This window comes from Gordonia lacunae (assembly GCF_002149015.1).
Taxonomy (GTDB): Bacteria; Actinomycetota; Actinomycetes; order Mycobacteriales; family Mycobacteriaceae; genus Gordonia; species Gordonia lacunae.
Map to the genome: position 1 here is coordinate 1 of NZ_NGFO01000055.1, position 15,728 is coordinate 15,728.

Annotated in this window: 12 protein-coding genes and 2 pseudogenes; 4 read left to right on the forward strand and 10 right to left on the reverse strand. The window is 60.5% G+C overall.

What is annotated here, in order from left to right:
* On the reverse strand, positions 1 to 246 hold a 246-nt coding region (locus CA982_RS25250), incomplete at its 3' end, for a transposase (RefSeq protein WP_158097829.1).
* 35 nt (positions 247 to 281) lie between these two features.
* Between CA982_RS25250 and CA982_RS25255 the strand changes: the two are divergent.
* Positions 282 to 425: pseudogene (locus tag CA982_RS25255) on the forward strand (ATP-binding protein); the annotation flags it as partial.
* Positions 426 to 481: 56 nt separating this feature from the next.
* Here the strand turns inward: CA982_RS25255 and CA982_RS25260 are convergent.
* The 9 genes and pseudogenes from CA982_RS25260 to CA982_RS25300 all read right to left on the reverse strand — a co-directional run.
* Positions 482 to 988, reverse strand: a pseudogene (locus tag CA982_RS25260) (transposase); the annotation flags it as partial.
* A 243-nt stretch (positions 989 to 1,231) separates the two neighbouring features.
* Complete coding sequence (locus tag CA982_RS25265) at positions 1,232 to 4,273, reverse strand: MMPL/RND family transporter (protein ID WP_033206569.1); 3,042 nt, start codon at positions 4,271 to 4,273, stop codon at positions 1,232 to 1,234.
* A gap of 86 nt (positions 4,274 to 4,359) precedes the next feature.
* Entirely contained in the window at positions 4,360 to 4,986 is a 627-nt protein-coding gene (locus CA982_RS25270) for a TetR/AcrR family transcriptional regulator (RefSeq protein WP_004021759.1), read from the reverse strand.
* A 300-nt stretch (positions 4,987 to 5,286) separates the two neighbouring features.
* A complete protein-coding gene (locus tag CA982_RS25275) occupies positions 5,287 to 6,039 on the reverse strand; it encodes a TetR/AcrR family transcriptional regulator (protein WP_004021760.1) in 753 nt (250 codons plus the stop codon).
* 85 nt (positions 6,040 to 6,124) lie between these two features.
* A complete protein-coding gene (locus CA982_RS25280) occupies positions 6,125 to 7,030 on the reverse strand; it encodes an alpha/beta fold hydrolase (protein ID WP_004021761.1) in 906 nt (301 codons plus the stop codon).
* On the reverse strand, positions 7,020 to 8,093 hold the full coding sequence (locus CA982_RS25285) for a ferredoxin--NADP reductase (RefSeq protein WP_004021762.1): 1,074 nt from the start codon (positions 8,091 to 8,093) through the stop codon (positions 7,020 to 7,022). Before CA982_RS25285 ends, CA982_RS25280 begins: the two co-directional genes overlap by 11 nt.
* Positions 8,090 to 8,959: an SDR family NAD(P)-dependent oxidoreductase gene (locus tag CA982_RS25290; RefSeq protein WP_004021763.1), complete on the reverse strand. Its 870-nt coding sequence runs from the start codon at positions 8,957 to 8,959 to the stop codon at positions 8,090 to 8,092. Before CA982_RS25290 ends, CA982_RS25285 begins: the two co-directional genes overlap by 4 nt.
* A gap of 47 nt (positions 8,960 to 9,006) precedes the next feature.
* On the reverse strand, positions 9,007 to 10,527 hold the full coding sequence (locus CA982_RS25295) for a flavin-containing monooxygenase (protein WP_004021764.1): 1,521 nt from the start codon (positions 10,525 to 10,527) through the stop codon (positions 9,007 to 9,009).
* Between the two features lie 161 nt (positions 10,528 to 10,688).
* The gene (locus CA982_RS25300) at positions 10,689 to 11,657 is read right to left on the reverse strand and encodes an AurF N-oxygenase family protein (RefSeq protein ID WP_004021765.1); all 969 of its coding nucleotides are present in this window, start codon (positions 11,655 to 11,657) and stop codon (positions 10,689 to 10,691) included.
* Between the two features lie 133 nt (positions 11,658 to 11,790).
* Here CA982_RS25300 and CA982_RS25305 point away from each other — a divergent pair, with 133 nt between their 5' ends.
* From CA982_RS25305 to CA982_RS25315, 3 genes are all read left to right on the forward strand, one after another.
* Positions 11,791 to 12,129 (forward strand): DUF4873 domain-containing protein, encoded by a 339-nt coding sequence (locus CA982_RS25305; protein WP_004021766.1) that lies wholly within the window; start codon positions 11,791 to 11,793, stop codon positions 12,127 to 12,129.
* An 82-nt stretch (positions 12,130 to 12,211) separates the two neighbouring features.
* Positions 12,212 to 15,244: an MMPL/RND family transporter gene (locus CA982_RS25310; RefSeq protein WP_014928953.1), complete on the forward strand. Its 3,033-nt coding sequence runs from the start codon at positions 12,212 to 12,214 to the stop codon at positions 15,242 to 15,244.
* Between the two features lie 239 nt (positions 15,245 to 15,483).
* Positions 15,484 to 15,728: transposase (locus CA982_RS25315; protein ID WP_158097829.1), on the forward strand; the 245-nt coding region annotated here is incomplete at its 3' end.

Sequence of the window (15,728 nt, forward strand, 5' to 3'; positions counted from 1 at the left end):
CAGTTCACGGTTCTCCCGCTCCAACGCCGCGATGCGGTCAGCGTCCTCACTCGTGGTGCCCGGGCGGACCCCGCCGTCGATCTCGGCCTGACGAACCCAATTGCGCAACGCCTCGGGATGGACTCCGAGCTGATCGGCGATCCGCTTGATCGCACCTCTCGACGAATCGGGATCTCGTCGCGCTTCACATGCCATCCGGGTGGCCCGGTCCTTGAGTTCCTCACTGTACTTGCGTGGTGCTGCCATGCTCTCCATCCTTCACAGGTTCGAGAGCCTCCGACAGACCCGGGGCGGTTCACTTCGCCGACGACGTCGTCGCCGCCGCACTCATCGACCGCCTCGTCCATCACGCCGAGGTCATCGCTATCGACGGCGACTCCTACCGCACCAAAGCCCGACGAGAACTCGTCAACACCGACCAGTAACCACACCAAAGGGGGTCAAAATTCAACCGTCGATAAGGGGTCAGTTTTCAGCCGCCGTTGACACCGTAGACATCGGCGAAATGCGCTGAGATCTCGCCGGTTGTGAGGCCTTTGGCATACAGCGACAGCACTACCCGATCCACATCGGTGACGCGACGTTTGCTCTTACCGACAATTACCGGGTCGAAGGTGGCGTTGCGGTCGCGGGGCACCTCGATGGGCACCTGCCCGCACGCGTCGGTCAGGACCCGTTTCGTGCGCGTGCCGTTGCGTGAATTGCCGGTGTTGCGGCCGGCCACGTCATGTTTGTCATAGCCAAGATGTTCGGTCATCTCTTCATCGAGCGCGGCTTCGAGCACGCTCTTGGTCAGCGCTTTGAGCAGCCCGTCAGGACCGGTCAGAGCCACTCCCTGAGCGCGTGAGCTACGTACCAGATCGCTCACCAAAGCCTGCTCGGCCTTCGAGAGCTCACGCACCGCATCCGCGGTGGTGACATCGTGTTCCTGACCGGTCTGAACCGGCCCTGCCACCGGGGCATCCACGCCCCCGATTGTGTCGGTCATCGTCGTGATTCCTCCTGCCCCACGCCGGGGGCGATCAAAACCACTTACACCGAATCAGCGACAGTCCCCAACGCCGCGACGGGCCCTCCTGCGAGTTCTACCAGCGTCAACGACGCGAGGGGCGCTCGCACGTGGGTCGGGTGTGGTGCCGCGGCCGACCGTCGAGCGGGTGTCAGTCGATGAGGTGGGCGCGATGGCTGGATGACTGGCGGGGCCGGTCAGATCTCGGCACGTGCGTGCGTACTAGCGGGACGCTGGATGCGTGTCGGTTCGGGTACTCGGCCACCAGCTTGCTCTGCCGACAAGTGTGGCGATGGTCGGCACGACGATGGTGCGGACGATGAAGGTGTCGAGCAGCAGGCCGATGCCGATGATGAGTCCGACCTGGGTCATGATCGAGATGGATCCGGCCATGAGTCCGAACATGCTGGCAGCGAAGATGAGGCCGGCCGAGGTGATGACTGATCCGGTGTTGGTGACGGTTCTCAGGACGCCGATGCGGATGTTGTTTTGGGATTCTTCGCGTAGGCGAGAGATGAGAAGCATGTTGTAGTCGGCGCCGACCGCGACGAGGACTATGAAGGCCAGTAGTGGTACGGGCCAGGCGATGTCGGTTTTGAGGATGTGTTGAAAGATCAGGACGCCGATACCCAGTGCCGCGGTGTAGTTGAGTATGACGGTGCCCAGAAGGTATAGCGGCGCGATGAGTGCTCGGAGTAGGAGTATCAGGATCAGGCCGACGATGGTGAGGGTGGCCAACGCTAGGAGTCGGAAGTCTTCGGTGAGTAGACGTTGCAGATCGGCGTTGATGGCGGGGAACCCGGCTGTCGCGATGTTGGAGTCCTGCAGGGTTGTGTTCGGTCTGGCGGCGAGTGCGACATCGGTGATTGTGTCGGCCAGTTGCATGGCCTCGGTGCTGTAGGGGTCGAAGCTGGTTTGTATTGCGTAGCGCACGGTATGGCCGTCGGGCGAGACGAACTGGCGAGCGACGTCGACGAAACGGCGGTCTGCGTTGGCCTGAGGTGGGAGGTAGAAGCCGGTTGCTGAGTTTGTTCCGGCGGTCTCGCGGGCGGAGGTTTGTAGTTGTGTGGCTAGCGCGGCCATCCCGGCGAGTTGTTGAAGGTTGCTGTCGATCAGCGCGGATACACCGGCGGCGAGTTGGCGTGATCCCGCCGCGAGTTGACTGATACCTGTTTGCAGTTGGGTGAGCTTGCCGGGAAGGTCTTGGCTGCTGATGCTTCCCAGCGTGGAGCCCAGTGAGTTGACGGTGGAAGTGAGTTGGTCGGTGACTGTTGAGATCGGTGTATCCAGCTGCGCGAGTTGTGTTGACAGCGTGGCGATCTGGTCGAGGGTCCCGTTGCTCAGTAGGGCGTCGAGATTGCGGGTCTGCGCGCGCAGAGCTGCGCACTGCGGGACTTGGGTGCACCAGGGCGCATTATCGAGGATGGGCAGGATCGAGGTCACTGTTGCCAGGGCTGCAGATGTTTGGCGGGTGAGCGCGGCCAGCTGTGGGGCATTCTGAGAAGCGCGATCGAGCGCTGGTGCAGATGCGGCGAGTTGGCGTAGTAGTGGCTGGTACTGCTGAATTTGCTGCCCGGCTGTGCTTGCCTGATCGAGGATGCCGGCCAGGGGGGCCAAGTTGGTGCGTACCTGGGTGTCGAGCTGAGTAAGCCCGTCGGCGAGTTGGAATGCGCCTGTACGGAGCTGTTCGAGGTCACCGCGGCGGTTCTGGCCATCGTCGACCGCACCCGCCAGCCGGTTCCCGATCTGGCCGTTCTGCCAGGACAGCTCGGCTTGCTCGAGCTTGTCCCCGGTGGGACGGGTAACGCCGATGACTCGAGTCACTCCGGGGATCTGGGATACACGTGAGGCCATTTGCTCAAGATCGGCCAGCCCGCTGGCAGTACGGAGATCGATCGGTGCATCTACGACGAGGAACTCGGTGATAGTGACGTCTTGAGGGAAATGACGGTCGAGCAACGCGTAGCCTTCGTTGCTGTCGGTTGTCGCGGGTTGCCCCTCACGATCGTCGAAGGTGATCTGGATGCCCGTCGCGAAGACGCTAAGCACGATTAGCCCGACCAGGGTTAGTGCCAGCAGCGGCACAGGACGCCGCACGACGAGCACGGCGACGCGATTCCAGTACTTTCGGGTCAGATCTCGCCTGGGTGCGCCCCAGCCGAATCGTGCCGCCCACAGCAACACCGGTGGTAGCAGGGTGACCGTGGCGAGGAATCCGATGAGGATGGCGATCGCGCATGCCGGACCCAAGGTGGAGAACACGCTCAGCTGACCAAAGACCATCGCCAAAAAGGCCAGCGCCACCGTGGCAGCTGAAGCCAGGATGACCCGTCCGATAGTTGCTGTCGCGTCCACGAGCGCAACCTCGGTGGTGGCGTCCTGGCGTAGCCGTTCGTGATAGCGACTGATGAAGAAGACTGAGTAGTCGACCCCGGCTCCGAGCAGGATGACGGTCATGAACGCGACGGTGAACTGCGATACCGGCATACCGAGTTCGCCGAGTGCGGACAAGATGCCACGGCCCACGCCGAGGCTGACACCGATCACCAACAACGGCACCAGCGCGGTGAACAGCGATCGGTAAACGATCAACAGAATGATCGCGATAAGCGCCACCGTCGCCAGAGTGATCACGACTAAATCGCTTTCAGCACTGACGATCTGGTCACTGAAAGTGGCTGTCGGCCCGGTGACATGGACAGTGGTGCCCGTACCGTCAAACACGCGCTGCGCGGTTTGGCGCACGGTCTCCACAGCATGCGTGGCCGTTGGCCCTCCCAATGTTCCGGTGACCCCGACAGGCAGGTACCAGGCTTGCCCGTCCTCACTCAAGGCTTGGCCGGCCGTCGTCGGATCGGAAAGCAAATCCCGCACTGACTGCACATCGTCGAAATTTTCGCGCAGCTGCAGAACGAGCATGTCGTAGCGTTCCCGCGCCACGTCGGTGAACCCGTTCGGGTTCTCCATGGTCACGAAAACAGTGGTCTTGGCGCCCTTCTCACCGAACGCACCACCCATCTGATCGAGTGCTTGAAACGATGGAACCCCAGCAGGGATCGGATCAACAGACTGCTGCCGCACCACCGTCTCCAGCTGGGGAAACAGAATCGCCAAGACGATACCCACAGCCACCCACGCCCCGATGACGAGGAATCTGTGCGCCAAGGTGAACCGTGCCAACCGCCCCAATGTCGTGCTGTACTCGCTGCGTTCCGCCAACCGGCGCGCCGCCAAGCGCCCACCACTTGGACGTTGGACCACCATATGCAGCACCTCACCCTCGACCCAGCCCGTCTACGAAACCGACGGTATCGTTACGGTACTAGCAGTACCGTAGATGGGGAAGGAGGTCAGGAGGTTTGGTGTCGCCGGTGGGCCATGAGGAAATCGTCGACAAGCTGTTCGAGATCGCCAACGGTCATCGACCGAATGCCCGTGAGCTTGGCAAAGATCAGCGGGCCCGCGAGCTGGGTGACAGCCATGGTCAAATCGAAGTTGTCGAGCTCAGCCGTGGCCACGTCACTCGTCAAAACTCGATCGAATGGTTCTCGATACTGCTCGACGACTCGACGACGCAGTGGCGCGAGCGCGTTCTGATCCCCGTCGGATTGCCCGGATTGCCGGGGCTGCTCGGGAAGCATTGCCAACCATGCCAGCGTCGTCAACTGCAGCGGTGCATGCTCAATAAGCTCAGCCTGCCGCTGCATCAGCTTCAGCAGGTCATCACGGATCGACGTCGTCGTCTCGGGGGTCTCGGCCTGAGGCAACAATCGCTCGAAGGCAGCCGCCACCAGATCTGTGGAGCTCTCGAAGTGACGATACAAGGTGGTGCGAGCAACACGAGACAGTCGAGTGACCGCCTCCACGGTAACGGCTTCGACCCCGCCACTGTTCAGCAAGGTCACCGCAGCATCCAACAAACGCTGACGCGACCGAACCCGCCTCGGGTCAACATCGTCGAAATCGATGGTTTCCACCCTGGCCACTCCCTACGAAACCAAATCAAGAACCTCTGACTGCACACCAATACCGTCGGTAACAGAACGAAACTGCCAGTGGCGGTACCGATGGAAGGCTCGAGGGGGGCCTTATGAGTGCCGCCACGACTGTGGCACTGTCGTCAACAGTACCGTCTGTAGCGCTCCGCTACTAAGATGAGCGGCGACCAAGGATGATCCCCCATGACAGCCAGCAGTCAGGATTGTGAAATGCGCTCCGTTTGTGTGAGCAGTTCTGCCGCGTGCGTGACACAGGGCGGACCACCCGTACGAAGGGGATCAGACGGCGTCGAGGCGAGTGGCGAATCCAGGGTCGCCTAAGGGCCTGTCCCTATGGAATCGAACGCCTACTGTGGCTGCAGCGCCGTCTATGATCCCCCACGAGGTCTGGCACAGGTGCGCGGCAAACATGTCCCTGCTCATTCCATTCTGCCGACCGTGATCGATCCACCACTGGGTCGCTGATAGGCCAGCCCCCAGAATGGAGGCTACTGCTACGGCGACGGGGGACTCCTCGGCATCGACCTCTCGGAGGCCACGAGCGAACTCGTCGGAAATAATCTCCATTGCCGATCTCAGCTGATCTGCGGCCCCACCCTCGCCGGACTCAGAGTACTGGAACATGTGGTTCGTCATGAGGAAACGGACGACCGCTGGATGTTCATCAACCAAGGATACGTATGCGGACACCGCTGAACGGAAAAGTTCGTCGACGGTGCTGTCTGCCTGTCCGGAGAGCAGAGTTGACTGCGCTGACTCCCACATCATAGAACCCAGACGGGCTGCCACGGCGGAGTAGAGCCCAGCCCTGTCACCGAAATGGCGGTAGAGCTTAGGCTTCGACGCACCAGCCTCTTCCGCAAAATCGTCCATGCTCACGGCATCGCCGAACTTTTCGATCGCGCGTATCGCTGCATCGACGAGTTCAGCTTTGACGACGGCGCGGTGGTCGTCCCAGCGCGTGCTTCGAGCGTCGCGCACACGTCGCTGCACTTTCACCGGGGCCGCGGAGATGCGACGGACTACAGACATGACCTCCTACGTTATCAGGATGGCTGACTTGTCGCGCCAGTGACGCACTAGCCAGTGAACATGGGTTGGGTCGACGAGACCCGCGTCAGGCGGATTTGTCTAATCTGGCCACGGCTGAATTGAAGTCTTCGACGGCCTCTAGGTTGGACATGTGACCGACTTTGTCAAGAAGAGTGAATTCAAATAGAACGCCCTTCCGACCCAGGCGCGCTGCGAGATCCACTGAATGGGTCGCTGGGGTCAGTCTGTCGGCATCACCTACGATGACCGTCGCCGGCACCTCCAGCGAGTCAACCCCCTTACTGACGTCGATTGTCGCCAACACTGAACCCCACATCCCGCGCACCTGTGGTGGGCATCGCAACACGATGTCGGCGCACTCGTCGACTACCTCGGCAGTCGCGCCCGGGCCCAGGGTTCCGTAACGAATCAGGCGGCGAGACAAACGCGTCCCCTGCATCTCGGGTCCGGCGACTGCAAGACTGGCCGCGAAGGCCCGCTCAAGTCTCGGTCGTAGCTGTCGGGGAACCTTGAGCAATGTAGACCGATCCACCAACTGTGATGGCCCGGTGCTTGCCAGTACTACTCCGCGGGCCAGCTCCGAAACCGAGGCGGGGTACTCAGCCGCCCAACTCATGATGGACATGCCTCCCATGCTGTGTCCGACCACGACAGCCTTGTCGGCGGGAGTCGCCACTGCCCGGACTACGGCCTCCATATCATCGGCCAAGAGCTTCGCCGAGAACGGTACCCGGCCCCGGTCGCTCAACCCGTGTCCGCGTTGGTCGTAGACCACCACCCGATGCGTCGCCGCGAACTGCTCGACCTGCGGACGCCAGAAACGTCCCTGACAAGCCCAGCCGTGACTAAAGACTAGGAGCGGAGCATCCCGGCCCGGACCGAATTCCTGAGCGAACAACTTGGTCCCGTCGGAGGAAAGGACCTCGAGGTCACGCGATCCTCGCGACGCACTCGCAAACTCAGAGGTCATCGAAGCTCACCGTGACAGAATCCGTCAGCGGAAGTGCCTGGCATGCGAGCCGTTCACCGTCGGCAACATCACCCTCAACGAGGATGTGGTTCTGGGCCATTTCTACATCACCCTCGACCAGCTTGCATACACACGCGCTGCAGGCTCCTTCTCGGCAGGAGTACGGGGCATTGTGGCCTTGGGCCAGTAGCACGTCGAGCAACGGCGTGTTGCGCGGCCACTCAGTCGTGATGGACTGCCCATTCAGATAGACCGTAGCGGTCGCCACACCGTCGTCGTCACCAAGCTGACGCATCGTGGCTGTATCGAACGGATCCCCGGTCAGTGACTGGAAGACTTCTCGATGTACCGAGGAGTGCTCGACACCGCAGGCCTCCGCCGACTTCTGCACCAGATCCATGAACGGCGCCGGACCACAGGTGAAGATCTGTGCACCGCGGTGCTCACGTATGGCGGACTCGACATTCTGAGGCGTCGGAATACCCATAGCCGACTCCAACCAATGGAAGACGGTGAAACGCTCAGGAAACTCGGAGACGATCTGCGTCAGTTGCCCCCCGTACATGATCGACTCGGCATCGCGGTTCGCGTAGAATAGTGTGACCTCGCCCCCGCCGCACACAAGTGCCGACTTAATCAGCGAAAAGACCGGAGTGATCCCACTTCCTCCTGCGAAGAATAGAAAATCAACGTCGAGATTCTTCGCCGTGAAATGCCCTGACGGCGGGAGGACGGTCAATTCCATTCCCGTAATCGCGTTATCGCACAGCCAGTTCGATGCGTAACCGTTCTCGGTCCGCTTGATGCCGATCTCGAGACGGAAGTCGTCGACGTGAGGCGAGCTGCTCAATGAGTAGCACCGTGCGACATGACCGGTCCGATCAGATGGGATCTTGACGGTGATGAATTGCCCTGGGGTATGCTTGAATTCCTCGACCATGGCGTCGGGGATTTCGAACGAAATGGTAACGGAGTCTTTCGTTTCCTGGATCACTTCCGAGACGGTTAAGGTGCGTGAGCGGGCCGCCGCGGCAGCCGGACGTGAATCGGGTTCGACGGTCACTTGAGGATCCCCTGTCTACGTGCGACCGCGTAACCCGCTCGTGTCAGTGGCGCCGCGATGTCCTGGTAGCGGGGACCGATCACCCGTGCCACGAAGTCGAAACCGCGGGCGTCCGCACCGATCAGCACTCGCGCTCTCTTCTTGTCCATACCTTTGAGGATTGTCGCCGCTGCTTTATCCGGGGTGCTTCGTGCGATCCTGTCGAACAGCGAGGCGACAGTCGCGGTGTCTGCCCCCATGGCGGAAACGCCTCGGGCATTGTTGACGATGTTGGTTTTTACACCCCCCGGGTGCACACATGTCACTGTGACCGGGTATCGACTGATTTTCATCTCCTGTCGGAGCGCCTCGGTGAAGCCTCTGACGCCGAATTTCGCGGCATTATAGGCGCTTTGGCTGGGGATTCCGATCAAGCCGAAGACGCTCGACGTGTTAATGAGATGTCCGTCCCCGGACGCGATCAGGTGAGGCAGAAACGCCTTCGACCCGTTAACGACTCCGCCAAAGTTGATGCCCATGAGCCAGTCGAAGTCTTCCCAGCTCATGTCGACCACGTCGACGCCCAAGGCCACGCCGGCGTTGTTGAACACCATGTCGACGTGGCCCGACTCTGACCGCACTCCGTCGGCATAGTCCTGAAAAGCAGCGCGGTCCGCAACGTCTAGTACGGCGGCGGTTACCGTTGCCCCATGCGTGGTGCGGCAAAGTTCTGCAGTCTCCTTCAAGTGCATCTCATCAATGTCGGACAGTGCCAGTGCGGCACCTCGCTCCGCCAACTGGAGTGCCAGAGACCGACCGATCCCTGACGCGGCACCGGTGATCACTGCCACCTTGCCGGTATAGTCATGCCGATTAGAACTGCTCACCGTCGTCCCACCATCTCTTCGAATCGTGTCTCTCCGTGCGTTCGGGCTCAGGCGATGTCGTACTCGGCGGGCTCGAAATCTTTCGTGGCGCGCCAGTACTGCCATGTGAAGCCCGGCCACACGGTCCGGTTGACGCCCTGCGAGTCGAGATACCAACTCGTGCAGCCGCCGTTGGTCCACACTCCCTTGGCCAGCTTCCGCTGGATGTCGGTGTTGAACTGTTCTTGCACGGACGGGCGTACGTCAACCTTCTCAGCGCCTCGGCTTTCTACTGTGTCGATGGCCTTCATGATGTATTTGATCTGTTGCTCGATCATGAACACCACTGAGTTGTGGCCGAGGCCCGTGTTGGGTCCGAGGAGGAAAAACAGGTTGGGAAAACCCTCGGTCGTGATGCCCAGGTGCGTGTTAATCCCCGTCTGATGCCAGTGGGACGGGAGATCCTCGCCAGTGGCACCTTTCAGGGCGAGCTGATCGAAACCATCAGTCACGTGAAAACCGGTCGCATAAATTATAACGTCCACGAGATGCTCGACACCGTCTGAAGAAATGATGGAATCAGCGGTCACCTTCTCAATCCGATCGCTGATGACAGTGGTGTTAGGTGCCGCAAGCGCCGGGTAATAGTCGTTTGACCCCAGAATCCGCTTACAGCCGATACGATACGACGGGGTCAGTTTCTTGCGCAATGCCGGATCAGAGATGGAGCGTTCAATGTTCCACCGAGCGACCTTTTCAATTGGCCGCATGAGGTTAGAGTGACCGTTGAGGCCGAAGGCCAGGCTCTCCGCACCCCAGTACACCGACCACCTGGCGATACGACGTGCAATCGGGAGTTTACTCAGAAGAGTCCGCAGGGCCGGCGGAACGGAGAAATTCTTGCGGGGTAGGACCCAGGCAGGGGTTCGCTGGAAGACCTTGAGGGACATGGCCTCCTTCTGCACGAAAGGTACAAACTGGATAGCGCTGGCACCAGTGCCGATCACGGCGACACGCTTGCCCTCCAGATCCACCGAATGATCCCACTGTGCGGAGTGAAACGCTTCGCCTTTAAAGTCCTCAATCCCCGAAATTTCGGGAAAATTGGGGATATGCAGCGCACCGACTCCTGACACCACGAACTGAGCAATGTACTCACGTCCGGACTCAGTACGCAGGTGCCACCGCGACTCCGACTCGCTCCAGTATCCAGAAACCAACTTCTGACCGAAATGAATCTTTTGTGTCACGCCACGCTTATCCGCGACATCCTGTAGATACCGCTCAATTTCTGGCTGTGACGACCACACCTTCGACCAGCTACCTCGACTCTCGAATGAGTACGAGTACATCAGCGACGGAACGTCACATGCACAGCCCGGATAGGTATTGTCGCGCCAGGTCCCACCGACGGAGCTTGCCTTCTCCAGAATCAGAAAATCGCTATACCCGCGACGTCTAAGCTGCGCGGCCATCCCGAGACCAGAGAACCCGCTTCCAATAATCAGAATCTTGGTCGAAATCGGGTCGTTGGTTGAATCCGTCTTGGCGGTTGCGCGCGAGGCGCGCCGGGTAGTCGATGATGCCATGTTTATGCTTTCTCCCTCGTAGGTTGGATCGCACAACACATCACCTGCGCACAGTGGCGGCAGGTGATCTGTTGAGGCGGAAGTGATCGCGAAGCCATCGAGAATGCTCCGCACAGGTCTAACTGATGTCGATCACGACGGCTCGGCCGCGTGAACGGAGATCAGCGAAGATCGTCGGGAAGGCTCCGCGTCGCACGCCACATGGCCATTGTGAACTTGCCTTCCAACATTCCCGCCTCATGGAAGAACCGAATCATGGGCTCCGACATAAATTGCAGGTTGGTCCGATAGTTTGGGCTGGTCTGCTGCGCCCACACGCCACGCCAGCGACTAATTCCCACTGCGGGGTACACTTTCGGATTAATGAGCAGCGGGTACGCCAGGTTCGCGATGACGGCAAGCACCCCTCGGTGCCAAGCGCGCGTCGCCTTACGACGACGCTGCATGCCTTCGATCATCTCCAGTCGCGCAAAGGTAATGTGACGGGCTTCCTCAAGGACGTGGATCTTCATGAGCTGGCGAAGCTGAGGCTGCATACTGGGGTCGTTCATCGCCTCGCGCTGGGCGCGGTCCAGGATTTCCTCGATCAACAGCGTAGCTCCAGACACCGACGGCCCGAGAGGGACGAAATGCAGGATCTTCGCGAAGCTCAAGAAGCCCTTAGGAAGCTTGTAGGGGGGCACGCCCGTCTTGTTGATGAGGCGCGCGAACATAGTGGAATGGCGGGACTCATCGCCGATCTCTGTCAACGCGTATAGAGACTTCTGATCGGTTAAAGCCCCCTTCGCCGACATGCGCAGAAGCGCTGAACTCAACAGATTCTCTGCGTAGATGCCGAAACTGAGGATGCTCACGATCTCATGGCGCCCCAACTCGCGACGCTGCTCCTCAGTCATCTTGTCCCACAGCCTGGTGCCGTATAGCGACACTCGATGCTCTGGCAGAAAGCACTTGCCTTCCTCCCAGGGCGACTCCCAGTCGATGTCGATCTCCGCGTCGTAGAACTTCTCCGCGGAAGACCGCAGCAATCGACCCGCAGATCGTTCCATGTCGACGGGCTTACGCCCGTTCACCCGAGCCATGCCCTCCTTCGAAAAGTCGGGGTTCATCTGGACATCCTGCACGGTCATGTCTTCTCCTCGGTCGTTCAAGGCTGGGAGTCGGGGCCTGGCGCCCAGTACCCATTACTCATAGTATCTGGTACTGCTAGTATCCACGAACTGCGATATTTGTCAACGCTCAGTGCGAAGAAGGTAGGACTGCATGTCTGACGACCATGACCTCGACTACTCCGGCGAAGGAACCCTGGTGTGCCGCGGGGCGGAGATCCATGTCGAAGCGAAGATCAAAGGCTATTTCCAGCCGCTGAACGGCCTGTACACCTGGTATGGCCGGATTCAGAAGAATGATGAGCTCGACGGGCTCCTGAAAGGCGCCCGCGCGATCGCTGTATTTACGACCCCCGAGGGCCGAGCGGAGTGTGTCGTCGGGGATCCCGACTTCTGGGGCCGATACCGCATCTCAGGCAAGAGCACTCCGCCATACCACCTGCCCACCACTCTCGAGGAAGTCGAGAACATGGTCGAGCACCACCACAAGTGACAACCATCCACCGCCGCACGGACATTCGCGAAACGGGTCCGCACGATTGGGTCGCCCACTTCAGGTCGAGAGGATATTGCACATGGTGAGTTCGTCTCCCATTCGAACCCGCCCGTCGAGAGGGGGCGAGAAACTCGGCGAGTACAGTCCGACCCTTGAGCGGGTTGCATGGTTTACCCTCCGCCGCAAGGGAATTGTGACGCTGGTCTGGCTCGGCGCCGCCATCGGCTTAGGCCTTCTCTTTCCTCAACTGGAGTCAGTGATACGGGAACAATCTGTGGATCCGATCCCGGCCGGAGTCCCGTCTTTTCAGACCTTGGACCGTATGGGTGCATCTTTCGACGAGCGCGGCGCCAAGACCACAGTATTCGTTGTGATGGAGAACAGTGCAGGCCTGTCCGACAACACCCGCGATCGATATCACGTGCTTGTCGACACCCTGCGGGCGGACGACAGGCACGTCATCGCTGTCCGGGACCTGCTGAGCGATCCCCTCACCGCAAGTCAGGCTCTCAGCAAAGACAAGCAAGCCTGGTATCTGCCCGTGGGAGTGGCCGGCACACTCGGGGGACCCGATACCGCGGAGGCGGTCGCAGCGGTGCGTGAGATCGCTGAGAGTATCTTTCGTGACAGTGGGACGACAGTCCGTGTGACAGGCCCGCCCGCGACCTTTAGCGACCAACTCGCCGTGGGCGAGTCGGATCTGGTCCTGATCACTGTTGCCACCGTGCTGCTGATCGCCGTGATCCTCCTGATCGTCTATCGTTCGGTCTTCACCGCGCTGATGCCGCTGCTTGTCGTGGGCATGAGCTTGGCTGTGGGTCGCGGAGTTCTATCTGGACTGGGCGAGCTGGGCATGCCGGTATCCCAGTTCACGTCAATGTTCATGACCGTCATCATCTTTGGTGCCGGAGTTGACTATTCGGTGTTCCTCATCAGCCGCTATCATGAAGGTATTCGAGCGGGTTACTCTCCTGATGTCGCTATCGCCCACGCGAATGCAACTATCGGCCGCGTGGTTCTAGCGTCGGCGGGCACTGTGGCCCTAGCGTTCCTGGCTATGGCCTTCGCCAAGCTCAGTGTGTTTAACACTTTGGGTCCGGCCTGCGCAATCGCCATAGCTTTCGCATTCTTGGCGACGGTGACATTGCTGCCCCTCGTACTCTCTTTCGCTGCCAAGAAAGGCGCCGGCCTTCCCCGCCGTGACCTGACGCGGGATTACTGGAGAAGAGTCGGAGTCATGGTTATCCGGCGGCCGGTCCCTCTGCTCGCGATCAGTGTGGTCGTGTTGATCGGCCTCGCCATGGTCGCCGCAACAATTCAGATCACCTACGACGATCGCGAGGGGCAGCCACCTGACACAGGGAGCAACGAAGGATACGCGCTTCTCAACCGCCACTTCCCGAAAGACATCATCATCTCAGAATTCTTGGTGGTGGAGTCCGAGAACGACATGCGCACGGCTCAAGGCCTTGCCGACCTCGACCAGCTAGCCTCCCGCGTCGCGCAGATTCCCGGCGTGACCAGGGTCATTGGCGTGACGCGGCCGACCGGTGAGAAGCTAGAGCAGGCGCAATTATCTTGGCAGAATGATCAGATCGGTACCAAGATCACCGAGGAGACCGGTGATGGACAGGCCCGCAAGGGTGATCTGGCCGTCCTGAAGACGGGGTCAGAGCAGCTCGCCGGAGGCCTGGCACTGTTAGAAGACCAGATATCCTCCAACCTCGCTCCGCTGTCGGGGTTGCTCGACGAGGTGTCGTCATTTGGCCCGCAGCTCGACGAGTATCGGCCGCTTGTGAACCAACTGGCGAACGCTGCCCCAAGGCTTAGACAGTTTTCCAAGCAAGCGCCCGAGCTGTCTCAACTCGCACGTCGGGCCCAGTCTGCGGCAGATGCGGTCGCGCCGGCGTTGTCCGCGTTAGACAATCCGTGGTGCCAGCAGATCGCGCAGTGCTCGGCACTGCGCGCGCAAATGGCCGACATCCGGGCACTCGCGGATGATCAGTCGCTTGGGAGGGTGGCTGACTTTGCCGCGCAGCTCGGCCGCGTGAGTGCGCCAGGCTCGACCAACATTGCACAGCTGCAGCGTTCTCTTCAAACGCTGGATTCTGCACTACAAGCCATCGGCGGACAGGACCTCGGGAACAGGCTCTCGCAACTCGAATCCGGCGTCGGCGCACTTGCCGACGGCGCGCGTCAGTTGTCGAACGGAGTCGGTGCTCTGGTGGACAGCAACCTTCAGCTACTCAGTGGACTGGCACAGGTCGCCGCACAGCTTCGGGCTCCCGCACGGGAGGTCGGCGATTCTGACTCGGCAACCGGCTTCTATCTCCCCGCGGATGCGTTCAAGGACCAGCAGTTCAGTCAGGTCGCTCGACAGTTCATCTCGTCCGACGGGAAAACCGTGCGCTATGCGGTACAGACCGCCTACGACCCATACTCTGCCGATGCAATGACGCTGGCGAACGAGCTGTCCAGCGTCGCCGAGAACGCGATGCCGAACACCACTCTGGAGGGCGGACGTGCTTCTGTTGCGGGCTTTCCTGCGATCAATGCCGACGTCCAGCGACTGTTGTCGTACGATTTCAAACTGCTCGGCATAGCCACCCTTCTCATCGTGGGTCTGATCCTGATGCTGCTGTTGCGGGCCGTCGTTGCACCTGTCTATCTCCTTGCAACCGTCGTCTTGAACTACATGGCGGCTCTCGGTATTGGTGTGCTCGTACTTCAACACATCCTCGGTGCCGGGATCGCCTGGCCCGTGCCACTGGTGTCGTTCATTGTCTTGGTGGCGGTGGGCGCCGACTACAACATGCTGCTGGTGTCACGGCTGAGAGAGGAAACGAGGTGGAGCGTGCGGGTCGGCGTAATGCGTACCGTCGCTTACACCGGGTCGGTCATCACCTCGGCTGGGTTGATATTCGCGGCCAGCATGTTTGGGCTGATGGTCGGGTCCATCGATGTGATGGTGCAAATCGGGTTCATCATCGGTGTCGGTTTGCTGCTCGACACGTTCCTGGTGCGGACCTTAGTAGTCCCGGCGCTAGCGGTGCTGCTGGGCACTGCGAGCTGGTGGCCGGGTGACATCGACCGTTTCCGGCTCGCCCCTTGACCATCGCAAAAGTCACGCGGACGGACCCATGGGGATCTGACAAGCGTCGGTCGCTGAATATCCCGACCATTCCGTCAACAGGTAGGAGGGGCATAAGCATGACGCAGCACCGTCGCCCGTGATAGATGAGTTGCGTCCTAATTCAAACGCTAGCTGCACTGACCTTGGTACGCGGCTGGCTGGTGGTTGAACCGCCCCGGGTCTGTCGGAGGCTCTCGAACCTGTGAAGGATGGAGAGCATGGCAGCACCACGCAAGTACAGTGAGGAACTCAAGGACCGGGCCACCCGGATGGCATGTGAAGCGCGACGAGATCCCGATTCGTCGAGAGGTGCGATCAAGCGGATCGCCGATCAGCTCGGAGTCCATCCCGAGGCGTTGCGCAATTGGGTTCGTCAGGCCGAGATCGACGGCGGGGTCCGCCCGGGCACCACGAGTGAGGACGCTGACCGCATCGCGGCGTTGGAGCGGGAGAACCGTGAACT